This is a genomic window from Flavobacterium piscis (genome assembly GCF_031457575.1).
Classification (GTDB): domain Bacteria; phylum Bacteroidota; class Bacteroidia; order Flavobacteriales; family Flavobacteriaceae; genus Flavobacterium; species Flavobacterium piscis_A.
In genome coordinates this window covers 40,025-60,881 of record NZ_JAVDWQ010000022.1, presented here as the reverse complement: position 1 = coordinate 60,881, position 20,857 = coordinate 40,025, and the positions used below count along the sequence as shown (strand labels likewise).

Here is a 20,857-nt window from a genome sequence, read left to right as displayed (position 1 = left end):
AAAAACTTTCTTTTTCATTTTATTTTTTAGAATGCAAATCTGCATCGAAAGTGTACATAGCAAAGGTGAAAAATGATAAAAACCGTTGACATTTATCAACGGTTTTATAAAAGTAAAACAGAGCTTATTTTGTTCCCTGTTTTCTAATTCGGCTCAATGTTTCTTTGGTAATACCCAAAAAAGAAGCAATAATATGTTGCGGAAACCGTTGAATAAATTGCGGGTGATTTGCTGCAAATTCTTCATAACGTTTTTCAGCCGTATTACTGATGGTTGAACTTAATCTGCGTTGGTTGGCAATGGCATTTCGCTCATCCATTATTCGTGTCATTTGTACCAAAGCAGGTATTTTTTCCATCAAATCCAGCATTTCAGCTCTTGTAATAATAAGCATTTCAGTATCTTCCCAGGCATCAATATTATATTTTGACGGGGTAAGCATAGTCGAGCTTTCGCGGTCGTTTGCCCAATAGTTTTCAATGTACAGGTGTATAATGTGTTCTATGCCTTTGTCGTCTACACTGTATTGTCGCATAGCTCCTTTTATAATAAAACCAGCATGCTTAGAGACATCACCTTCTTGTAAAAAATATTGCTTTTTTCGTAATTTTTTAGGTTGAAAAGTTGCTACAATTAATGCTTCTTCTTCATGTGTAAGTGGAGAGCTTATGTGCTTATTGATGTGGGTTATTAGTTTTTCGTGCATTGCGTTTGAGCTTTATTTTAAAACAATGCAAGGTATAAAAAAAAACGATTTTTATTTCATAGCATCATTGACTGTCTGGCTATCTACAAATTGTTCAAAACTAATAATTTTACTGTCTTTCAATTTCCAAATGTGAGCCACTCTGGCTGTAAATGATTTGCCTGCCATTTTATAAGTTCCTGTGTAAGTGCCGAAAGCAACGACTTTATCATCGCTGGCAACATAATCTTCAGGAGTAAATTTATAGTCGATCCATTCGCTTCCTAACCGGCTAAAAACATTTTTGGTTATGTCTTCTAAACCAATGTAAGTGCCAGCATACGGAAAACCATTGGCTTCTGTCCAGGAAATAGCATTACCGATGCTGCACCAAAACTGTTTTCTGATGCATTGTAAACCTGAAGGTTTAAATTTTTGGCTTCTATAGTTTTGAAACTTTGTGCTTGTGTTTCCATATTAAATAAAATTAAAATTGTTATAAATGCTGTTGAGATACTCTGTTTCATTTTTGTGTTGTTTAAAATTAACACTGCAAAGATGAAACGGTATGCTATCTCAAAACATTAAACTAGTTTAAATAATTAAAAGGAATTCTTATTTTTCAGAGGCAATTTTCTTTCGAATATTACTTAAAAAAACATTGGTAATACCTAAATAAGCAGCCACCTGAATGTTGGAAAGACGCTGGATAAGTTGGGGATATTTTTCTGTAAATTCTATGTAACGGGACTCTGCTGTTTTACTCAGATTATCAATCATTCTACGCTGAAGGGCAACGTGCGTTTTTTGGGTCATTACCCGAAACAGCTTTTCTATTTTAGGCAAATTGGCATAAGCAAATTCCTTGTCTTTTTTTAAAATAACAAGCACCTCACTGTCTTCAAGTGCTTCTATAAAAAGTTGCGATGGTTTTTCATTCGTAAAACTGTCAATATCGGTAATCTACCAGTTTTCAATAGCAAAATAGAGCACTTGTTCAAAACCATTTTGGTCAATATGATAGACCCGAAAAAGCCCTTTGACAACAAAACCTTCAAATTTGCAAACTTCACCTTCCCGCAGCAAGAAACTTTTTTTCTTCATTGTTTGATGTTGAAACAAGTTACAGAATGCTTCCATTTCGTTTTCAGAAAGAGAAATGTGTGCTGCAATATTTTGTTTAAGAAGTTCGGTCATTCAATAGTATCTTGTTTCTCTAATCACAGTTGCGATTAAATGGGATAAGCAATTTGGAAGATAAATGTACTGAATTTATAGTTATAATAACCGAAGACAAACTTTGTCAGCCACTTAAAATCATCATTAATTCCTGTGTAATAGACCTTCTATTTTTGTTATCTTTCTAAGTTTATTTATGTTAGGTATGAAATCACGATGCTATCAAAAGCACTTTTGTCAGATACTTCCTTAATACTATGAAGTTATGGCTTGGATACTTTTCCTAATGAATAAGAGTACTAAACGGCTTAGCTAAAAATATTTGAATCAACGATAAATCTTGATTACTTTGCGTTATATGATTAATGAAATTGATAATAGATTGTAGATAGAAATTTAATCACACCAAATTATAAACTGAAATAATATGAAAATTAACAAAATATATTTTTCTAAAATATCTGTTTTAGTTGTAGCTTTTATTTTAGGAGTAACTATAATCGGCAATGTTAACGCACAAAATCAAAACATCAAAAATGATGTATTTTGGAATACTAAAGATGGACAGCCGTTAAATAGTCAGGGTGGGGGTATTTTTAAGTTTCCTGATCCTGTAACCGGAACAACAAAATATTATTGGTATGGTGTACATTATGAAGAAGCTGACAGTTATAGAAATGCGCCATTTATTACCTACCCGAATGCTACTTTTCAATCGGTTACCTGTTATAGCTCAACTGATTTGGTTAATTGGACGTTTGAAGGTGATGTTATTACTAAAGACGAAGTAAATAAGTCGGGAAAAACATGGGTAGGTCGTTTGGGTGTAGCTTATATTAAAGAACTGAATAAATATGCATTGTTTGTTCAGCATGGAAGTGAAGTATTGATAACACTTTCAAATTCGCCAACGGATAAGTTTACATGGCATCAGAAAATAAACATGGAAAAAATGATTGGTACCAGTAATACCGGGGATCAGACTGTATTTACTGATGAGGGCACGGGAAAATCCTACTTAATTTATTCGTATGGAAAGGGAAGAAATAAAATTTATGTTTCTGAAATTGGTGTCAAGGACGGAAAAGTAAATCTATTGGATTGCACGCAAATTTTTAAAGGGGAAAGCCGTGAAGGAAATTGCATGTTCAGGTACAAAAACAAATATTATATGTATGCCTCCAATATATATGGGTGGGATGGCTCTTTTGCCTATTATCTGGTTGCAGATGATATAAGGGGACCTTATCTGCCGGCTAATGAAATGTTTATTACGAACGGTTCTTCTGAAGATTTTGCACATATATCCCAAACAGGTTTTTTTGTTTCTGTAAAAGGAAGCATGCAGGAAACAATAGTGTATTGTGGGGATCGATGGGCAAATTTTGCCGGCAATGGATTAGGATATAATCAATGGTGTCCTATGTCATTCGATGGAAGTACACCGTATTTTAATTCTCTTAATTCCTGGAATCTCAATGCCAAAACTGGTATTTGGAAAGTAGCCAAAGACAATAATTATGTTATGAATGGCAGTTTTGAAGCTGACAGAAGATATATTCCGAGTCCTGTAAAACCGATTCAAATAAAATTAACTGGCTGGAATGATGAGGTTTTAGAGGGAAATAAAATTGGGCTTGACAGTATAAATTCGCCGGTTATAAATTATTTTAATACAGAAGCCGACAGAAAAATTGTAATAGGAGAGAAAAGTTTAAATATTAGTGATAAGGTTAACTTTAAACGAAAAATATTCCAAATTATAACGTCTTCACCGTATGTAAAACTGGAAAATGGTTTATACAATCTGACTGCCAAAATAAAAAACAGTAATGGTTTTAACAATTTGGAAATGTATGTTCTAAGCAACGGTAAGAGGTTGAAATACAATATTGAAGAAGAAAACGGATTATGGAAAACAATTCATATTTCTAACATTCCGGTTAAAGGAGAGAAAGTAGAAATTGGTTTTTTGGCTGATGGTACAGCAAACGCTAATTGTCAGGTTGATGATGTAACTTTTATTAAAAAATGATTAGATTATTTGTCCACAATATTTAATTCATTGTTGTTGGCAATTCCCCAGCTGATTCCGAGAAAGGAAACCAGATTGTCTGTTTTTTCAAAATTTTTACCAAAACCTCCCGTGATGGTAAATCTTTCATTGATCTTATATTTTAAATTGCCCACCGATCTGTAATTGTCTTTTTGATTAGTTCTGTTTATATATTCGTAGGCAATAGCAAAATCATTCAATTGCAATTCAATTTTGGCTCCTACATCAAAGTTTTTTTCTTTTTTATAAGATAACAGAGTGGTATCATAAGTCATTTCATCAATCAAATATCTTGAGTATTGATAAATGCTAAGATAATTATTAGTGATTTTACTTAATTTAAAATTGGCGTTTAACGTTAACCAGCCACCATATAGTCCCAACTTTCCTGATTGAAACTCATTCTCATCAAAAAAGTGATTATAAGCAGTTGCAATATCGGCTGTAAATACAGGTTTTGAAGCTTCTAAAGTATCAATTACACCATAAATATCAGAAGTCAGTTTTTTGTATTCTTCCAGTTTTGATAATTTATTAATCTGATCTAAATTCCATTTATTATATTCAGCTGTCCCGGATTCATGCGGGTTTTTGTCAAGAGTTAATTGTTCGTCTGTTATTTTTTTAAATCTATCCAATTTCAGAAGCAGGTTATCAATAGATTCCTTTCTGTCTTTTCTGTTGATAGTCAGAAAATTTGTTCGGATTCCAACTGATACATTCTGGATAGTATCTTTTTTTACTGAAGCTAATGAAAAGGAAAGATTCTTATAAGGTTTGGAATAACTTTTTTGATTTTCTTTAATTACATAATCGGTCAAGTTTCTGCCTTTGTTGGCAAATACCCAATATGGAGTGAATTCTAAAGCATAATCAGTAGGGAAACCGCTGTTTCCTGAACTAATGCTATTGATCAGACTCAGTGTAAACGCTTGTGTAGCAGAGGGGGTGCTTATGATAGTCGGAGAATAATCAAGTATAGTAAAAGCCGGAGCGTTCGGTAACTCCAAATCAGTTATTTTAATAGTATTTGATTCTTGCGAAAAGATTTTCAAAGTAACTAAAAACAGGAATATTATTGATCTCGTTTTCATTTGATTTCAATTATTTTAGTTACTAATAAAATTATTTTATCATCTGAAATAAGTATTTCATCTTTTGCACATTTGTAAATTTTGCTGACATGAAAACTCCCGGGCTGATCATCATCTTCAACCAAATGATAATGTATTTTTAATTTATCTATAAAATCATCTGTATCTTTTACTTTCTGTAAATCAAAATAAGTTATTATTATGATTCTGTATTTATCTTTAAAATCAGTTGTTTTACCAACTTCGAAAAAATTGATATTGCCATCACCAGGATTAGAATCATTTATGGTGGCTTTTTTCCAGGTTCCCATTTCTTCTTTCTCTACCCAGGTGCGCGATAAATATTTGTAATCAAAATTGACCTCTAAAAATAATTTTGAATGTTTGGCTTCTTTGGTTTCGAAAATTTCCATGGTTTTAAAATAAAATTCTACATGATTTTTTATACAGAATAAAATTACACAAATACTTCTTACTCAGAACATATCAACTGAATATTTTTAGTTTATTTGAAATAATCTTACTGATTCAGTAAAACAAAACACCTGCAATATAAAGCTTGCAGGTAATATATTGAGGTTCTTTAAATATTATCAGCTTATCCATTTATCAACAATTATTTTGAATGTTTCCTTGTATTGCTCGCCAACAGTTATTTCAGTGGTAGTAATGAATACTGAATTTTTGCTAATGGAATTTATTTTGTCAAGTGATACAATATAAGAGCGGTTGATACGCATAAATTTTGATGAAGGCAATTTTTCTTCTAAAGCCTTTAAGGATATAAGTGAAAGCACCGATTTTTGAGAATTGTCAAAATGGACTTTTACGTAATCTTTTAAACTCTCGATGAATAAAATATCTTTAAGAGAAATGCGAACCCATTGATATTCCACTTTTAGGAAAATAAATTCATCATCTGCATTAATAGGCTGATAGTGATTGGAAGATTCGTCAGTTATTTGAAGTATTTTATTGGCTGCTCGTAAAAACTCCTCATAACTAAAAGGTTTTAATAGATAATCTACCGCATTTACGCGGTATCCTTCTATAGCATAATGATTATAAGCGGTAGTAAAAACAATCTTTGGCACTGGTCCGGGTTGTTCGTGTAAAAGTCTCGCTAACTCCATTCCGGTTAAATTTGGCATATTGATATCCAAAAAAACAAGATCCGGCTGTTTTTCTTTAATTAAAGTCATTGCTTCGACCGCATTATCACAGCTGGCACTTAATTCTAGAAAGGGAGTCTGATTAATAAAGGTTTCAACCAGCTTTAATGCCAGTGGTTCATCATCTACTGCTATACATTTTAATAGTGTCATTATTCTAAAGTTATTTGCAGCTTTACATTATACATTCCGTTTTTGGCTATACCGGCTATCAGTATATGTTTTTGAGGATAAATCAAATGAAGCCTTCGTTTGGTATTTGTTAATCCGATCCCACCTTCATCTGTTGTAGAAGATTTTTCGAAGTAGGTGTTTTCTACTTCAAATTCCAGATTGCTTCCCTTCTGCGTAAGCGAAATATGAATCTCACTTTTATCCGTTGCATGAATGCCGTGCTTAAAAGCATTCTCTACTAAAGGTAGCAATAACATAGGAACAATTGGATAATCATTTATTTTTTCCGGTATTTTTGTCGTAATCGTCAGTTTTCTGTTGGCTCGAAGTCTCATCAGAGCAATAAAATCCCTCATAAATTCGGCTTCTTTAAGCAATGTTGTTCTCTCCTCAGTACTGTAAAGAAGATATCGCATCATTCGGCTTAAAGTATGAAGTGCATTTCTTGAATCTTCAATGTCGGTATAAGTTAAGGAATAGATGCTGTTTAGTGAATTAAAAAAGAAATGCGGATTAATCTGTGCCTTAAGCATTGCTAATTCAGCCATTGTTTTATCCTGTTCCAATTTTTGTTTGTGCTGTGCAGCTTTTTGCCAATAATGCAGCATTGCCCAGCTGGTGCTGATACCCAAAACGAGCAGGGTAAGCATTAAAACATAATTATCAAAATAGGGATTTCTATATTTTTTAAATCCCAGAACTTCACTGATTTTAATATGAAGATCTGTCTGCGAAGTATAACAATAGGCAATAATCTGCATGGCAAAAATCGTGAGAAAAGCCCAAATTAAAAATGCAGAAGTATTATCTGTTATAATGGTTTTGGGAACTATGATTTTGGCATTAGTATAAAAGATAATAATTAATAATATCAACAGGATAATCTGCCAAAGCCAAAAGACAGACGGCAGTACCACATTCCAGGTGATCGGAATATAAAACAACATAATAAATCCCAATAATAACCACCCCAGAATGTGCATTACAGTAAGGAAATAAGGTTTGTAGAAGTTTGCTGCCATTATCAATTTTGTTTTATTGAGGTAATATTACATTTTATTTGATTGTAATTTTGAACCAATCGTTAAAAACAGATTTACAGTCCTTATAAACCCCATTAGAGCCGACGAGTTTCAAAACTAAACACTTGTTTAATTTTAAAAAAAAATCCATCGGTTGTCAGGTTATCTCTATCGATTGTCTCCTGCCGTTCGTCTATTGAAACTTTTTTGTTTCTTATATTTTAGTTCTTTTGTCCCTTAATAAATTGATAATTACACATTATTTCCGATGAATAAGCAATCCTTTTTAAGCATTCTCGCAGCATCAATTGTTATCGCATCTTGTGGTAAAAATGACAAATCGGTTCCGGCCGGAGGCGCACAGCAGGTTAAAGAATATAAAACGCTGATTTTAGAGCTAAAATCAGCGACTTTAAATACAGACTTCCCGGCCAGTATTCAGGGACAGCAAAATATAGAAATACGCCCAAGGGTTGAGGGGTATATCGACAAAATTTTTGTAGATGAAGGGGCAGTTGTAAAAACCGGACAACCGTTATTTAAAATCAGCGCTCCGGAATATGAGCAGCAGGTTCGCACCGCAGCAGCAAGTATCAAAAGTGCTCAGGCAGAAGTGAGTGCGGCAAAATTGGCTGTTAATAAAGTAACACCTCTTGTCGAAAAAGGCATCATCAGTAAGTACGATTTAGAATCGGCACAGTATTCTTATGAATCAGCTTTGGCAACTTTGGCACAGGCAAATGCAGCTTTAGTAAATGCTAAAACCAATTTAGGGTATACAACCGTAACAAGTCCGGTAAATGGTGTTGTGGGGTCTATTCCCTTTCGTTTGGGAAGTTTGGTGAGTTCAAACAATGCAGATCCGTTAACAACAGTTTCCAGTATCGGTAACGTTTATGCCTATTTTGCATTGAATGAAAAAATGCTTTTGAATTTTACTCAAAATACAGGTTCAGGAACTACGCTGGCTGAAAAAATAAAAAAATTGCCCGAGGTTTCATTACTTCTTTCAGATGGTTCCACTTATGATGAAAAAGGACGTATCGAAACTGTGAACGGATTAATTAATACAGAAACTGGTACCGTGAACATAAGGGCCCGTTTTCCAAATCCAAAAGGAATTATCAGAAGTGGGAGCAGTACAACGGTAAGAATTCCAAAAGAAGTAAAAGAAGCTTTGATTATTCCGCAAAGTGCCACTTTTGAGCTTCAGGATAAACTTTTTGCAGTAGTGGTGGGAAAAGATGGTAAGACTAAAAATACCAATATTAAGGTACTAGACAATACTGCAGGAAATTATTATGTAGTAGAAAGCGGTCTTAAGGCGGGAGAGCAAATTGTTTTGGAAGGCGTTGCAGCGCTTAAAGACGGAACTCAAATCAAAGCCCAAAATCAAAATCCTGAAACTGTTTATGCCGACTTAAAATAAAAACAAATGTTTAAAATATTCATACAACGACCAGTACTTTCTACAGTAATATCTGTTATTATCGTAATTCTGGGTGTTTTGGGGCTTGCGGCACTTCCTATTGCGCAGTACCCGGATATTGCACCGCCAACGGTAAATGTATCAGCAAGTTATACGGGAGCCAATGCAGATGTGGTACTTAAAAGTATCGTAATTCCGCTTGAAGAACAAATTAATGGTGTAGAAAACATGACATACATGACTTCTACAGCAACAAACGACGGAAATGCTTCTATCAAAATCTTTTTTAAAGTAGGTACCAATCCTGATTTGGCTGCAGTAAACGTACAAAACAGGGTTTCGAGAGCCACAAGTTTATTGCCGGTAGAGGTAACTCAGGCTGGGGTTACGGTAACCAAAAGCCAGAGTAGCAACTTATTAATTTTCTCTTTGTACAGTGACGACAAAGCTTACGATCAGACTTTCCTTCAAAATTATGCTAAAATTAACCTTGTGCCGCAAATCCAGCGTGTAGTAGGAGTGGGAGATGTAACCGTTTTTGGGGCAAAAGATTATTCAATGAGAATCTGGCTGAAACCGGATGTTATGCAGCAATACAAACTGATTCCGAGCGATATTTCTGCAGCTTTAGCTGAACAAAATATTGAAGCTGCACCAGGTAAATTTGGTGAAAACGGAAATCAGGCCTTTCAATATGTAATTAAGTATAAAGGACGTTTAACCACTGATCAGGAATTTGGAGATATCATCATAAAATCGGTTGGAAACGGACAAATGCTGCGATTAAAAGATGTTGCTAAAGTAGAATTAGGATCTCTAAGTTATGCCGCAACAATTAAAACAAACGGTGTAGAATCAGCAGCAATGGCAATTAGCCAGACTCCCGGATCAAATGCCCGCGATGTAATCAACAATTCTAAAGAACTGATTGAAGAAGCAGCAAAAAATTTCCCGAAAGGAGTAAAATATACGCTTCTTGTTGATGTTAACGAAAATTTGGATGCTTCGATCGAGAAGGTAATCCATACTCTGATTGAAGCTTTTATACTGGTTTTCATTGTAGTATTTATTTTTCTTCAGGATTTCAGGTCAACTTTAATTCCGGCGATTGCGGTTCCGGTGGCGATTGTTGGAACATTTTTCTTTCTGAATTTATTCGGATTTACGATCAATTTATTGACACTTTTTGCAATGGTGCTTGCTATTGGTATTGTCGTCGATGATGCCATTGTCGTCGTTGAAGCAGTGCATGCCAAGCTCGACAGCGGCTATAAATCATCCAAAAAAGCAACGATTGACGCGATGGATGAAATTTCCGGAGCGATTATTTCGATTACGCTGGTAATGGCGGCTGTATTTATTCCGGTTACTTTTATTACGGGATCAACGGGGGTTTTTTACAAGCAGTTTGGTATCACATTAGCCGTTGCGATTATTCTTTCGGCAGTAAATGCCCTGACTTTGAGTCCGGCATTGTGTGCTTTGCTTTTAAAACCGCATGCTGACGATCATAAACACAAAAGTTTTATTCAAAGATTTTATATGTCATTTAATGTTGCATTTGATAATGTAACAAATAGATACAAACGCTCGGTTAGTTTTCTTTCTGTCAAAAAATGGATTGTTCTGGCTTCTATTCTTATTGCCGGAACAGCCTTATTTTATATGATGAAGACAACGCCATCCGCTTTCGTTCCTGCGGAAGATCAGGGAACTGTTTTTGCCAACATCAGTTTACCGCCATCAGCTTCTATGGAACGTTCTGATGTAATAGCGAAGCAGGTAGACAGTATTGCCCATACGATTCCAGGGGTTAAAAACACACTTCGTATTGTGGGACAGAACTTTACAGCAGGAGCGGGAAGTGCCTACAGTATGGTTATAGTAAAACTGGAAACGTGGAACAAACGTGACTTAAGCGTTGATGAGGTAATTGGTCAGCTTTTTGCCAAAACAAGCGGCATTCGCGAAGCTAATATTTTCTTTATTTCACCGCCAACCATTCAGGGATTCGGGCAAAGTGGCGGATTCGAATTCCAATTGCAGGATAAAGGAGGGCATAGTACGGCAGAATTTTTTAAGGTAAATACAGAATTTTTAGAAAAGCTGTCGAAACGTCCTGAAATACAATATGCAACAACGCCGTTTAATCCGGGTTTTCCGCAATATATGATGGATATTAATCTGGCTAAAGCCAAAGATGCAGGTGTAACAGTCAATTCGATTTTGTCAACAATGCAGGGGTATTATGGCGGATTGTATGCTTCGAATTTTAATAAGTTCGGAAAACAATATCGTGTAATGATTCAGGCTTCTCCTGAATTCAGAACCAATACAGAAGGTTTGAATAAGATCTTTGTCCGCAACAGCGCTGGTAACATGGCGCCAATTACGGAATTTGTAACCATGACCAGAGTGTTTGGACCAGAATCAATCTCAAGATTTAACTTATTTACTTCTATTTCGATTACTGGAGCGCCAAATCCTGGATATAGTTCCGGAGATGCAATTAAAGCAATTCAGGAAGTGGCTGCAGAAAATCTCCCGGCAGGTTACGGATACGAATTCTCTGGTTTAACTCGTGAGGAATTGGCATCAGGAAGTGAAACTATTTTCATCTTTATTTTATGTCTTGTGTTTGTTTATTTCCTGTTAAGTGCGCAATACGAGAGTTATATTTTGCCTTTTGCGGTACTATTCTCCATTCCGTTTGGATTGGCGGGAGCGTATTTATTCTCGATTATATTCAGATTAAACAGTAATATTTACCTGCAGATTTCACTAATCATGTTGATTGGACTTCTGGCGAAAAACGGAATTTTGATTGTCGAATTTGCCCTCGAAAGAAGACGAAAAGGACTGCCGATTGTTGAAGCTGCAATTGAAGGGGCCGTAGCGCGTTTACGTCCAATTTTAATGACCTCTTTTGCTTTTATTTTCGGACTTGTTCCGCTAATGTTTGCTTCAGGAGCGGGTGCTGTCGGAAACAAATCAATCGGTACCGGTGCTGTTGGAGGAATGTTAACCGGAACCATTTTGGGAGTATTTGTTATTCCGGTATTGTTTATCATTTTCCAGACTTTACAGGAAAAAATAAGTGGCCCGGCCAAAGAAAACTATGATGACGAAGGTGATGAGGATGGTGAAGTATAACTAATAGAAGCTCATAAAGAGTAGTAATTTAATGAAAAGAGAAATGATTCATAACGCAAATAAATATATTATAATGGTAACTGCAGCCACACTTTTAAGTGCGTGTTCGGTTACCAAAAAATACGAGCGTCCGTCGACCATTTCGACGGATAAGCTGTATCGCGATCAGGCTGTAGTCGATTCGACTACGATTGCCAATATGCCGTGGCAGAGTGTTTTTAAAGATGAAAAATTAAATGCCTTAATTCAAAAAGGATTAGATCAGAATCTTAATCTGAAAAATGCGATTGAAAACATTGTGCAGGCAAGAGCTTCTTTACGTCAGAGTAAACTGGCGTATTATCCAACATTGAATCTGGACGCAAATGCAACTCATACCAAACAATCAGAAGCAGGATTAAACTTTCCGGCCGGAATAAATATCAATACCCTGACAACAACCTATAAATTAGGTTTAAGCACCTCCTGGGAAGCTGATATTTGGGGAAAACTAAGCAGTTCGAAGAGAGCAGCTTTGGCCTCTTATTTGGCTACAGATGCTGCAAAACAAGCCGTACAAACACAATTAATAGCTGACATTGCTAATAATTATTTTTTGTTATTAGCGTATGATAAACAATTGCTCATTACACAGGAAACATTAGAAAGCCGTATTAAAAATGTGCAAACGATAAAAGATTTAAAAGAAGGTGCGATCGTTACCGGTGCTTCGGTAGTACAGAGTGAGGCTAATCAGCATGCAGCAGAAGTTTTGATTCCGGATTTAAAACAAAGTATCCGTGAAACCGAAAATACTTTGAATATTTTGTTAGGACAAGCTCCAGGACCAATTGACAGGGGAACTTTAGAAAATCAGGTCATTCCTGAAAATCTTGCAACAGGGCTGCCTTCTCAATTGCTCCAGAATCGTCCGGATGTCCGTCAGGCTGAATTTAATTTGAGGAATGCTTTTGAAATGACCAATATGGCAAAAACTTATTTTTACCCAAGTTTAACCTTGACAGCCAGCGGCGGATTTTCTAATTTGCAGTTGACGGATTTCTTTACGAATTCGGTTTTTTATTCCTTAATAGGAGGATTGACACAGCCGATATTTAATCAGGGAATCAATAAAACAAGATTGACAACCACGCAGTCACAACAAGTGCAGGCGTATAATGATTTTCAGCAAAGTCTTTTGACAGCGGGCCAGGAAGTTTCGAATGCGTTGTATTCTTATCAAATGGCTGTTGAAAAACAAGATTCAAGAGAAAAACAAATTGCAGCTTTAGAAAAAGCAGTCGATTTTACACAGCAGCTTTTGGAGTACAGTTCAGCTACTAATTATACAGATGTATTAACATCAGAACAAAACCTTTTATCAGCACAATTAAGCGGTATAAATGATAACTTACAGAAATTACAGGCAGTTGTTGATTTGTATCGTGCGCTTGGTGGTGGATGGAAATAAATAGTTTTAGAAAATTATTTATTTCTCTTAATTTTAAAAAGGAGGAGTTGTAATATCATCTTTTGAAATTGGCCTGTAAAAAAACCTGCAAATGATAAGTTTGCAGGTTTAATTAACTATTTTTGACTGAAAAGCCTATTTAATCAAATCAAAACTTCTCTTTACAAAAGCAGTAAGTTCTTCTCCTTTTAATAGATTTTGAGATAATTTTGCCAAATCTAAAGCTTGTTTAACTAAACTTTCCTGTGTTGACTTATCTTCAGTATTTAAAATGCTGGAAGCCAGATCAGAATTGGTGTTTACTACCAAATTGTACATTTCCGGCATATTTCCCATTCCAAACATTCCACCACCACCAGATTGGCTCATTTCTTTCATTCTGCGCATAAATTCCGGTTGTGTAATGATAAACGGAGCAGCCTGACTATCCATAGCCTCTAGTTGAACTGAATATGCTTTTGGAATATAGGCTTCTAATGACGTTTTTAAACTTTCTTTTTCTTCATCAGACAATTTAGAAATCGTGTTTTCGTCTTTTTTAATCAAATTATCGATATGATCAGAATCAACACGTACAAAAGTTACATCTTTATTATCACCTTCAATTTTTTGAATCAAATGCGAAATAATTGGAGAATCTAAAAGTAATACTTCGTATCCTTTTTCTTTTGCAGTCTGAATATAAGAGTGTTGCGCTTCCTTGTTTCCGGCATAAAGAACAACCAATTTTCCGTCTTTATCGGTTTGGTTTTCTTTTAGTTTTTCTTTTAATTCTTCCAAAGTGAAATAAGTATCATCTACAGTTGGATACAAAACGAAAGCACCTGCTTTTTCGTAGAATTTATCCTCAGAAAGCATTCCATACTCTAAAACGATTTTAATATCGTTCCATTTAGCTTCAAAATCAGCACGGTTTTCGTTGAATAACGCTTTCAATTTATCAGCAACTTTACGAGTGATGTAGTTAGAAATTTTCTTAACGGCACCATCTGCCTGTAAACCTGAACGGGAAACATTCAGCGGAATGTCCGGAGAATCAATAACACCTTTTAACATAGTCAAAAATTCAGGCACAATTCCTTCTACGTTATCGGTAACGTAAACCTGGTTTTGGTACAATTGAATTTTATCTTTTTGTATTTGCATGTCAGATCCCAATTTTGGGAAATACAAAATACCAGTAAGGTTAAAAGGGTAATCTACATTTAAATGAATGTTGAATAATGGCTCTTCGAACTGCATTGGATACAATTCTCTGTAGAAGTTTTTGTAATCCGCATCAGATAATTCAGTTGGCTGTTTTGTCCAGGCCGGGTTTGGATTATTGATGATATTATCTGTCTCAACAGTTTCGTTTACATAATCTTCTGGAGCATCTTCCGGTTTTGGAAGTGTTTCTGTTTTGGTTCCGAATTTAATCGGAATAGGCATAAACTTGTTATACTTATTCAATAAACCGCTGATTTTTGAATCTTCTAAAAATTCTAAAGAATCTTCAGCAATATGAAGTATAATTTCAGTACCACGTGAAGTTTTGTCAGCTGGTTCTAAAGTAAATTCCGGGCTTCCGTCACATGTCCAGTGCGCGGCTGGTTCATCTTTGTATGATTTGGTAATGATTTCTACTTTTTCTGCAACCATAAAAGCAGAATAAAAACCAAGACCAAAATGACCGATAATTCCAGAATCTTTAGCAGAATCTTTATATTTATCCAAAAATTCCTCAGCTCCTGAAAAAGCAACCTGATTGATGTATTTTTCTACTTCATCAGCAGTCATACCCAAACCCTGGTCAATAATATGGATTTTTTTGCCCTCTTTGTCAACTTTGATTTCGATAACCGGATTTCCGTATTCTACTTTCGCTTCGCCAATACTAATAAGGTGTTTTAATTTTAAAGTAGCATCAGTACCGTTTGAAACCAACTCACGCAAGAAAATTTCGTGATCGCTGTATAAGAATTTTTTGATTAAAGGGAAGATGTTTTCTACCGAAACATTAATTTTACCTGTTGTCATATTTTATAAATTAAGTTTAAAGTTATGTCTATCAGTTTCTTCAAATAGAATACCAATTTAATATAAATGACAAATTGTCGTAATGTTAATTTTGAAAGAAAAAATATCAAATTATAAAACAAAAATTATTATTTGAATTGTACCTTTGTAGGAGTATTAATTCTAAATTAATTGATAGAACAATGAAAAAAATTATTTTTGTATGCATGATAGCCGCACTGGTTTTTGCATGTAAGTCTGCGTCCTCAGGTGCAGCAACTACCGACACAACACTTTCTAAAAAACTGGACAGACCAACTCAGGTAGCCATAAAAGGCAATTGGGTAATTACTGATGTATCGTATGCCGGTTCAGATTATATCAAAGTTAATTCTTTTGATATTGCCGATTCTAAATGTTTTATTGGAAGCACATGGAATTTTATTTCAAACAATAATAAAGGAAGTATGACCTTAACATCTTCAAGCTGTACTGCTTTTAGTTCTCCAATTGTCTGGAGCATCAATAATCAGGGACTTTTTGTTCTTAAAATTGTTGAAGCAGGAACAAAATCCAAAAATGTTAAAGAAGGATATTTGTTAAAAGTAGCCGGACTGACGGAAAATTCATTTCAGTTAATTGACAATATTAGCGTTGGAGGTCAGACTAAAGATGTAACATACCAATTTCAAAGAACTAATTAATTTTAAAAAGATATAAAATGAAAAAGATAAAAGTTTTAGGTTTAAGCAGTTTGCTTGTATTAGTTAGTTTTTTTGCAAGTTGCGATTCAGTAAAAAATGCCAATAATACCCAAAAAGGTGCTGGAATAGGTGCAGTAGCCGGTGGAGTTATTGGAGGTATTTTAGGAAATAATTTAGGTAAAGGCGGAAATACTGCTTTAGGTGCTGCAATTGGTGCTGCCGTAGGTGGTGGAACAGGAGCACTTATCGGAAACAAAATGGACAAGCAAGCCCGTGAAATTGATCAGGCCCTGCCAGGCGCAAGTGTTGAAAGAGTTGGAGAAGGAATCAAATTAACTTTAAATGAAAATGCAGTTCGTTTTGATACTAACAAATCAACGTTGACTTCTCAGGCTAAAGCAAATCTTGACAAAATTGTTCCGGTATTTAACGAGTATGCCGATACTGATATTAACATATACGGTTATACAGACAGTACAGGAAAAGCAGAATATAATTTAACGCTTTCTGAGCAAAGAGCTGCTGCTGTAAAAAATTATTTAGTTTCTAAAGGATTAAAATCTTCCAGATTTAAAACTACAGGATTAGGAATTGCTGACCCAATTGCTTCGAATGATACCGCGGAAGGAAGAACTCAAAACCGTCGTGTTGAATTTGCTATTACGGCAAATGACAAAATGGTAAATGATGCTAAAGCTGAAGCTGCCAAATAATTCAAATACATATAATTTAAGAAAGCTGCTTCATAATGAAGCAGCTTTTTTTTTGACTTTCGGAATTAAACATTGTAAATTTGGACTTTCAAAAATAACTTATGCTTGACATTCAAAATATTTCCTTTTCGTATACTGAAAATTACCCTGTAATTAAAAATTTAAGTTTTACAATCGGCAACGGGCAAAATATAGCTGTCATTGGCGAAAGCGGATGCGGAAAAAGCACTTTGCTGAAGTTAATGTACGGTTTGTATGATTTAAATGAGGGTAAAATTTTTTATGATGAAACTCCTGTTTTAGGGCCTAAATATAATTTGATTCCGGGAATGCCTTATATGAAATATCTGGCTCAGGATTTTGATTTGTCGCCTTATGAAACCGTGTCCGAAAACGTAGGTAAGTTTCTTTCCAATGGTTTTGCCAACATGAAAAAATTGCGTGTTCAGGAGTTGCTGGAAATGGTTGAAATGGAAAGTTTTGCAAATGTAAAAACTAAATTTCTAAGTGGAGGCCAGCAGCAGCGTATCGCCTTAGTTCGCGTTCTGGCACTTGAACCCAAAGTCATTTTGCTGGATGAACCTTTTAGCCAAATTGATGCTTTTCGTAAAAATGCCTTACGACGAAACTTATTCAGATATCTGAAACAAAAACAAATTACCTGTATTCTTGCCACTCATGACAGCACTGATGCTTTATCATTTGCTGACGAAGCAATTGTCATGCGAAATGGTGAAATTGTTATAAAAGATAATCCTGCAGCAATTTATAAAAATCCACCTTCTAAATATGTTGCCTCTCTTTTTGGGGAAGTAAACGAAATTTTGACGCATTTGATAAAATCTTCCGAGGATGAAAATGAAAAAACATTAGTGTATCCGCACCAATTGATAATGGTGGAAGAATCGAATCTTGAAGTCAAAATCAGAAGAACGTATTTCAGGGGAAATCACTATTTGATTGAATCTGTTTACAAAAGACAATTGATATTTTTTGAAAGCGAATTTGATCTGCCTTTAGAAATTACAGTTTTTTTAGGGCTTAGCTCTTAATGAAATAAAACGTCCCGAATTTCTTCCGTTTTATCGAAAACGCTTTTGGCAAAAGGACAAAGCGGAATAATTTTTAAATGATTATTTCTGGCGTAATCCACAGCACCCATAACTAACTTTTTACCAACACCTTTACCGTTAAATTCTTCATTGACTTCTGTATGGTCAATGATAAATTTGGCATCTCCAGCCCAGGTATAAGTCATTTTTCCGGCTTGTTTTCCGTCTTCGATAGCTTCAAAATAGCCTTTTCGTATGTCGTTGATTTGATGAATTTCCATAATTATATTTAGATTAAAGTTGTTTTTATATTAATTGAGTGGGTCAATATTTTATGAATTGGGCAGCTGTTTGCGATGGTTTCTAATCGTTGCCTTTGAGTTTCATCTATTTTACCGGATATTTCAATTTTTCGGGTAAATAAAGAGGCATTTTGATCGGCATCTCTTTCAAAATCTATTTTAATGTTAATTTCTGATACATCCCATTGCTTTCGATTAATATACATTCGTAGCGTAATTAAAGTACAGGAAGCCAATGAAGATGCCAGAAGTTCTGAAGGGATAAAGCCTAAATTCCGACCTCCCATTTCCTGAGGCTCATCGGCAATAACAATATTTCCGCTGGCAGATGTTATTTCCGTTCGATACAAACGCGTATCAATTTTTGCTGAGAGAGTCTCCATAAATTATTTTATATGAGGTGTTGGTAAAGGAACAAATTCTGTTTCGCCGGGAACTTTTGGGAAAGTCTGTTCTGTCCAGTCTTTTTTGGCTTTTTCGATTAGGTTTTTATCCGAAGAAACAAAATTCCAAAATATAAAGTGCTCTTCAGGAAATGGTGTTCCTCCAAATATATAAACAGTAGTATTTTCGGCTATTTCAAACTCGCATAAAGTACTGTCATTTGTAATTAGAATCTGTTTTGGATCGTAAACATACTCACCACTTTTGATGCTTCCTTCTAAAATATACAAGCCACTTTCTCCAAATAAATCCTTCCCAATGTTTATTTTCTGAGCCTTTGTACTTTTAATTTCAATAAAATATAACGGACTATAAACCGGAACAGGAGATTTTTTCCCGAAAGCTTCCCCGGCGATTAATTTATAGGAAACACCATTTTCTTCCCAATTCGGAATCGCATCAGTTTCAACATGAGCGAAATTTGGTTCCATTTGCTCTAATTCTTTTGGAAGCGCCACCCAGATCTGCAATCCGTGAAGAATTTTGTCTGAATGTCTTAAATATTCAGGCGTTCTTTCAGAATGTACAATTCCTTTTCCGGCCGTCATCCAGTTTACGGCACCCGGTTTTATTTCCAATTCTGTTCCTAAACTGTCGCGGTGCATAATGCTCCCTTCAAACAAGAAAGTAAGCGTTGAAAGACCGATATGCGGATGCGGGGGAACATCCATATTTTGATATTGATTTAAATGTGCTGGTCCCATGTGGTCGATAAATACAAATGGACCAACGGCTCTTTTTTCACGAAAAGGCAATAATCGGCCTACCATAAAATTGCCTATGCTGGCAGCACGTTCTTCGATAATTAAACTGATATTTGACATGGTTGATTTGATTTTAAACAAAATTACAGCTATAGTCTAAATCTATAACTTAATTTAGATTAAGTAATTTATTTGGGATATTATATAAAAGTAAGAAAAACTTATTGGGTATGTTTCTATGTGTAAAAATAAATCATTCAACAAGTTCAAATTCTAAAACTTCACTTTCGGTTCCGTTAATAATAATCGACAATTGATGAATTCCCGTATGAAAAACGCGGGTTGTAATAATTTTGAAAGATTGATTCCTGTCAACCTTAATTGATTGATTGGGATGATAGATTTTTTCACTAATCTTAAATACTTTTTTAGCCAAATGACCTTTAGCTTTTTTATAATGAACCGCATATTCCAACCGAATCGTCTTGGCTACTTCATTTTTATTATTTAAATGAAATTGAAACTGCAGATAATCTCCAATCTTTACAATCGGCGTTTTGATTTCAAAAGAAGAAAGTTCAATATTAGTACTTTCTAATCCATAATGACTCAGAATTTCAGGATGACCTTGTTTCAATAAAGTACGACAGCCGTGTTTGATAATTCCATCAGTTTCTTTTGTGATACCTTTCCATTTTGAAGCAATTTCAAGAACAATTTGCGGATTATCTTTGGCAATATCATTTAAGTTATTGGCAACACTCCTGCGAACATATTCTGAAGGATCATTTTTTAGATTTTCCAAAACAGGCAAAATAGGAGCAGGATCTTTTTTTAGAAATGGAATAGCCATTGCCCACGGTAATCTCGGGCGTGAACCTTCGCTGGCTAATCGTCGTACATGATGATTTTCATGCAACGACCATTTTATCATCTCCTCAATCATTTTTTCTTTATATTTTAAAATGAAAGGACGAACCGCAAATTCACAGCTGATGAATTGTGTGATAGAAACAAAGGCTTTTACCGAAGTTTTAAAATCATCTAAACCATACATTTCGATATAATCTGCAAAAAACAGGAAAGCCAGATTGCCATCTGTAAACTTATTTTTCTTTAAATTTTCAATGATTTTATCAATTAAAGAAACGGTTTCTTCTAAATTTTCAGGCATAAATTGATATAACACAACTGTTGTGTGCTTCATTCGTTCTTTCCATTCTTTTCGATCAAAATCCCCATCGAAAATAGTATCGATAAATTTTTGTTTGTTGAATGTTGGATATACTTCCGCAACAACATGACTGAATTTTTCGTAAAATGTAACCGAATAAATATCTTTAATTAATCCCATAGTTTTGATTGAATAAGCCAAAGATATTTAATGTTCTTTGAATTTTAGAACTATTATGAGATTAAGTTTAGCTAAGATTTTACTTTTAATCTTTCCGGATTTTTATGATGGTTTGTTAATTTTAAAATCAAACCGAAACTTTTAAATCCACAAAATATATCCTATTTTAGCA

19 protein-coding genes and 1 pseudogene are annotated in these 20,857 nt (G+C 34.8%); 7 read left to right on the top strand and 13 right to left on the bottom strand.

Annotated elements, in window-relative coordinates:
- Positions 1-124: 124 nt before the first annotated feature.
- The 4 genes and pseudogenes from J2W48_RS21280 to J2W48_RS21265 form a co-directional block, all read right to left on the bottom strand.
- Positions 125-706, bottom strand: coding sequence for a Crp/Fnr family transcriptional regulator (locus J2W48_RS21280; protein ID WP_310284018.1), 582 nt, complete (start codon positions 704-706; stop codon positions 125-127).
- 51 nt (positions 707-757) lie between these two features.
- On the bottom strand, positions 758-997 hold the full coding sequence (locus J2W48_RS21275) for a nuclear transport factor 2 family protein (protein ID WP_310284046.1): 240 nt from the start codon (positions 995-997) through the stop codon (positions 758-760).
- 5 nt (positions 998-1,002) lie between these two features.
- Positions 1,003-1,212, bottom strand: a complete 210-nt coding sequence (locus J2W48_RS21270) for a hypothetical protein (RefSeq protein WP_310284016.1) — start codon at positions 1,210-1,212, stop codon at positions 1,003-1,005.
- An 88-nt stretch (positions 1,213-1,300) separates the two neighbouring features.
- Positions 1,301-1,882 (bottom strand): annotated as a pseudogene (locus tag J2W48_RS21265) (Crp/Fnr family transcriptional regulator).
- A 409-nt stretch (positions 1,883-2,291) separates the two neighbouring features.
- On the opposite strand from J2W48_RS21265, the gene J2W48_RS21260 reads away from it, so the two are divergent.
- On the top strand, positions 2,292-3,899 hold the full coding sequence (locus J2W48_RS21260; protein ID WP_310284014.1) for a family 43 glycosylhydrolase: 1,608 nt from the start codon (positions 2,292-2,294) through the stop codon (positions 3,897-3,899).
- Between the two features lie 5 nt (positions 3,900-3,904).
- Here J2W48_RS21260 and J2W48_RS21255 read toward each other — a convergent pair whose 3' ends face one another.
- The 4 genes from J2W48_RS21255 to J2W48_RS21240 all read right to left on the bottom strand — a co-directional run bounded on the left by J2W48_RS21255 (position 3,905) and on the right by J2W48_RS21240 (position 7,382).
- Entirely contained in the window at positions 3,905-5,014 is a 1,110-nt protein-coding gene (locus J2W48_RS21255; RefSeq protein ID WP_310284013.1) for a hypothetical protein, read from the bottom strand.
- Positions 5,011-5,427 (bottom strand): hypothetical protein, encoded by a 417-nt coding sequence (locus tag J2W48_RS21250; protein ID WP_310284012.1) that lies wholly within the window; start codon positions 5,425-5,427, stop codon positions 5,011-5,013. The genes J2W48_RS21255 and J2W48_RS21250 overlap by 4 nt, the downstream gene beginning before the upstream one ends.
- A gap of 180 nt (positions 5,428-5,607) precedes the next feature.
- Positions 5,608-6,339 (bottom strand): LytR/AlgR family response regulator transcription factor, encoded by a 732-nt coding sequence (locus tag J2W48_RS21245; RefSeq protein ID WP_310284011.1) that lies wholly within the window; start codon positions 6,337-6,339, stop codon positions 5,608-5,610.
- A complete protein-coding gene (locus J2W48_RS21240; RefSeq protein WP_310284010.1) occupies positions 6,339-7,382 on the bottom strand; it encodes a sensor histidine kinase in 1,044 nt (347 codons plus the stop codon). The genes J2W48_RS21245 and J2W48_RS21240 overlap by 1 nt, the downstream gene beginning before the upstream one ends.
- Before the next feature lie 268 nt (positions 7,383-7,650).
- On the opposite strand from J2W48_RS21240, the gene J2W48_RS21235 reads away from it, so the two are divergent.
- Genes J2W48_RS21235 through J2W48_RS21225 form a run of 3 tightly spaced genes read left to right on the top strand, consistent with a single transcriptional unit; the run spans position 7,651 to position 13,414 of the window.
- On the top strand, positions 7,651-8,811 hold the full coding sequence (locus J2W48_RS21235) for an efflux RND transporter periplasmic adaptor subunit (RefSeq protein ID WP_310284009.1): 1,161 nt from the start codon (positions 7,651-7,653) through the stop codon (positions 8,809-8,811).
- Between the two features lie 6 nt (positions 8,812-8,817).
- A complete protein-coding gene (locus J2W48_RS21230) occupies positions 8,818-11,964 on the top strand; it encodes an efflux RND transporter permease subunit (protein WP_310284008.1) in 3,147 nt (1,048 codons plus the stop codon).
- 43 nt (positions 11,965-12,007) lie between these two features.
- Positions 12,008-13,414: an efflux transporter outer membrane subunit gene (locus J2W48_RS21225; RefSeq protein WP_310284007.1), complete on the top strand. Its 1,407-nt coding sequence runs from the start codon at positions 12,008-12,010 to the stop codon at positions 13,412-13,414.
- A gap of 135 nt (positions 13,415-13,549) precedes the next feature.
- On the opposite strand, the gene htpG is transcribed toward J2W48_RS21225, so the two are convergent.
- Positions 13,550-15,433 carry a molecular chaperone HtpG gene (htpG, locus tag J2W48_RS21220; RefSeq protein WP_310284006.1) on the bottom strand — a complete coding sequence of 628 codons (1,884 nt, stop codon included), beginning with the start codon at positions 15,431-15,433 and terminating at the stop codon, positions 13,550-13,552.
- A 182-nt stretch (positions 15,434-15,615) separates the two neighbouring features.
- Here htpG and J2W48_RS21215 point away from each other — a divergent pair, with 182 nt between their 5' ends.
- From J2W48_RS21215 to J2W48_RS21205, 3 genes are all read left to right on the top strand, one after another.
- Positions 15,616-16,116 carry a lipocalin family protein gene (locus J2W48_RS21215; protein ID WP_310284005.1) on the top strand — a complete coding sequence of 167 codons (501 nt, stop codon included), beginning with the start codon at positions 15,616-15,618 and terminating at the stop codon, positions 16,114-16,116.
- Positions 16,117-16,133: 17 nt separating this feature from the next.
- Positions 16,134-16,829, top strand: coding sequence for a YiaD family glycine zipper/OmpA-like lipoprotein (locus tag J2W48_RS21210; RefSeq protein ID WP_310284004.1), 696 nt, complete (start codon positions 16,134-16,136; stop codon positions 16,827-16,829).
- A gap of 101 nt (positions 16,830-16,930) precedes the next feature.
- Positions 16,931-17,881 carry an ABC transporter ATP-binding protein gene (locus tag J2W48_RS21205; RefSeq protein ID WP_310284003.1) on the top strand — a complete coding sequence of 317 codons (951 nt, stop codon included), beginning with the start codon at positions 16,931-16,933 and terminating at the stop codon, positions 17,879-17,881.
- Here the strand turns inward: J2W48_RS21205 and J2W48_RS21200 are convergent.
- The 4 genes from J2W48_RS21200 to J2W48_RS21185 all read right to left on the bottom strand — a co-directional run bounded on the left by J2W48_RS21200 (position 17,878) and on the right by J2W48_RS21185 (position 20,685).
- On the bottom strand, positions 17,878-18,162 hold the full coding sequence (locus J2W48_RS21200; protein ID WP_310284002.1) for a GNAT family N-acetyltransferase: 285 nt from the start codon (positions 18,160-18,162) through the stop codon (positions 17,878-17,880). The two genes, J2W48_RS21205 and J2W48_RS21200, sit on opposite strands and share 4 nt — an antisense overlap.
- Positions 18,163-18,170: 8 nt before the next feature.
- Entirely contained in the window at positions 18,171-18,566 is a 396-nt protein-coding gene (locus J2W48_RS21195) for an OsmC family protein (protein WP_310284001.1), read from the bottom strand.
- Between the two features lie 3 nt (positions 18,567-18,569).
- Positions 18,570-19,451 (bottom strand): pirin family protein, encoded by an 882-nt coding sequence (locus J2W48_RS21190; RefSeq protein WP_310284000.1) that lies wholly within the window; start codon positions 19,449-19,451, stop codon positions 18,570-18,572.
- Between the two features lie 133 nt (positions 19,452-19,584).
- Positions 19,585-20,685: a DNA alkylation repair protein gene (locus J2W48_RS21185; protein WP_310283999.1), complete on the bottom strand. Its 1,101-nt coding sequence runs from the start codon at positions 20,683-20,685 to the stop codon at positions 19,585-19,587.
- Between the last annotated feature and the right edge of the window lie 172 nt (positions 20,686-20,857).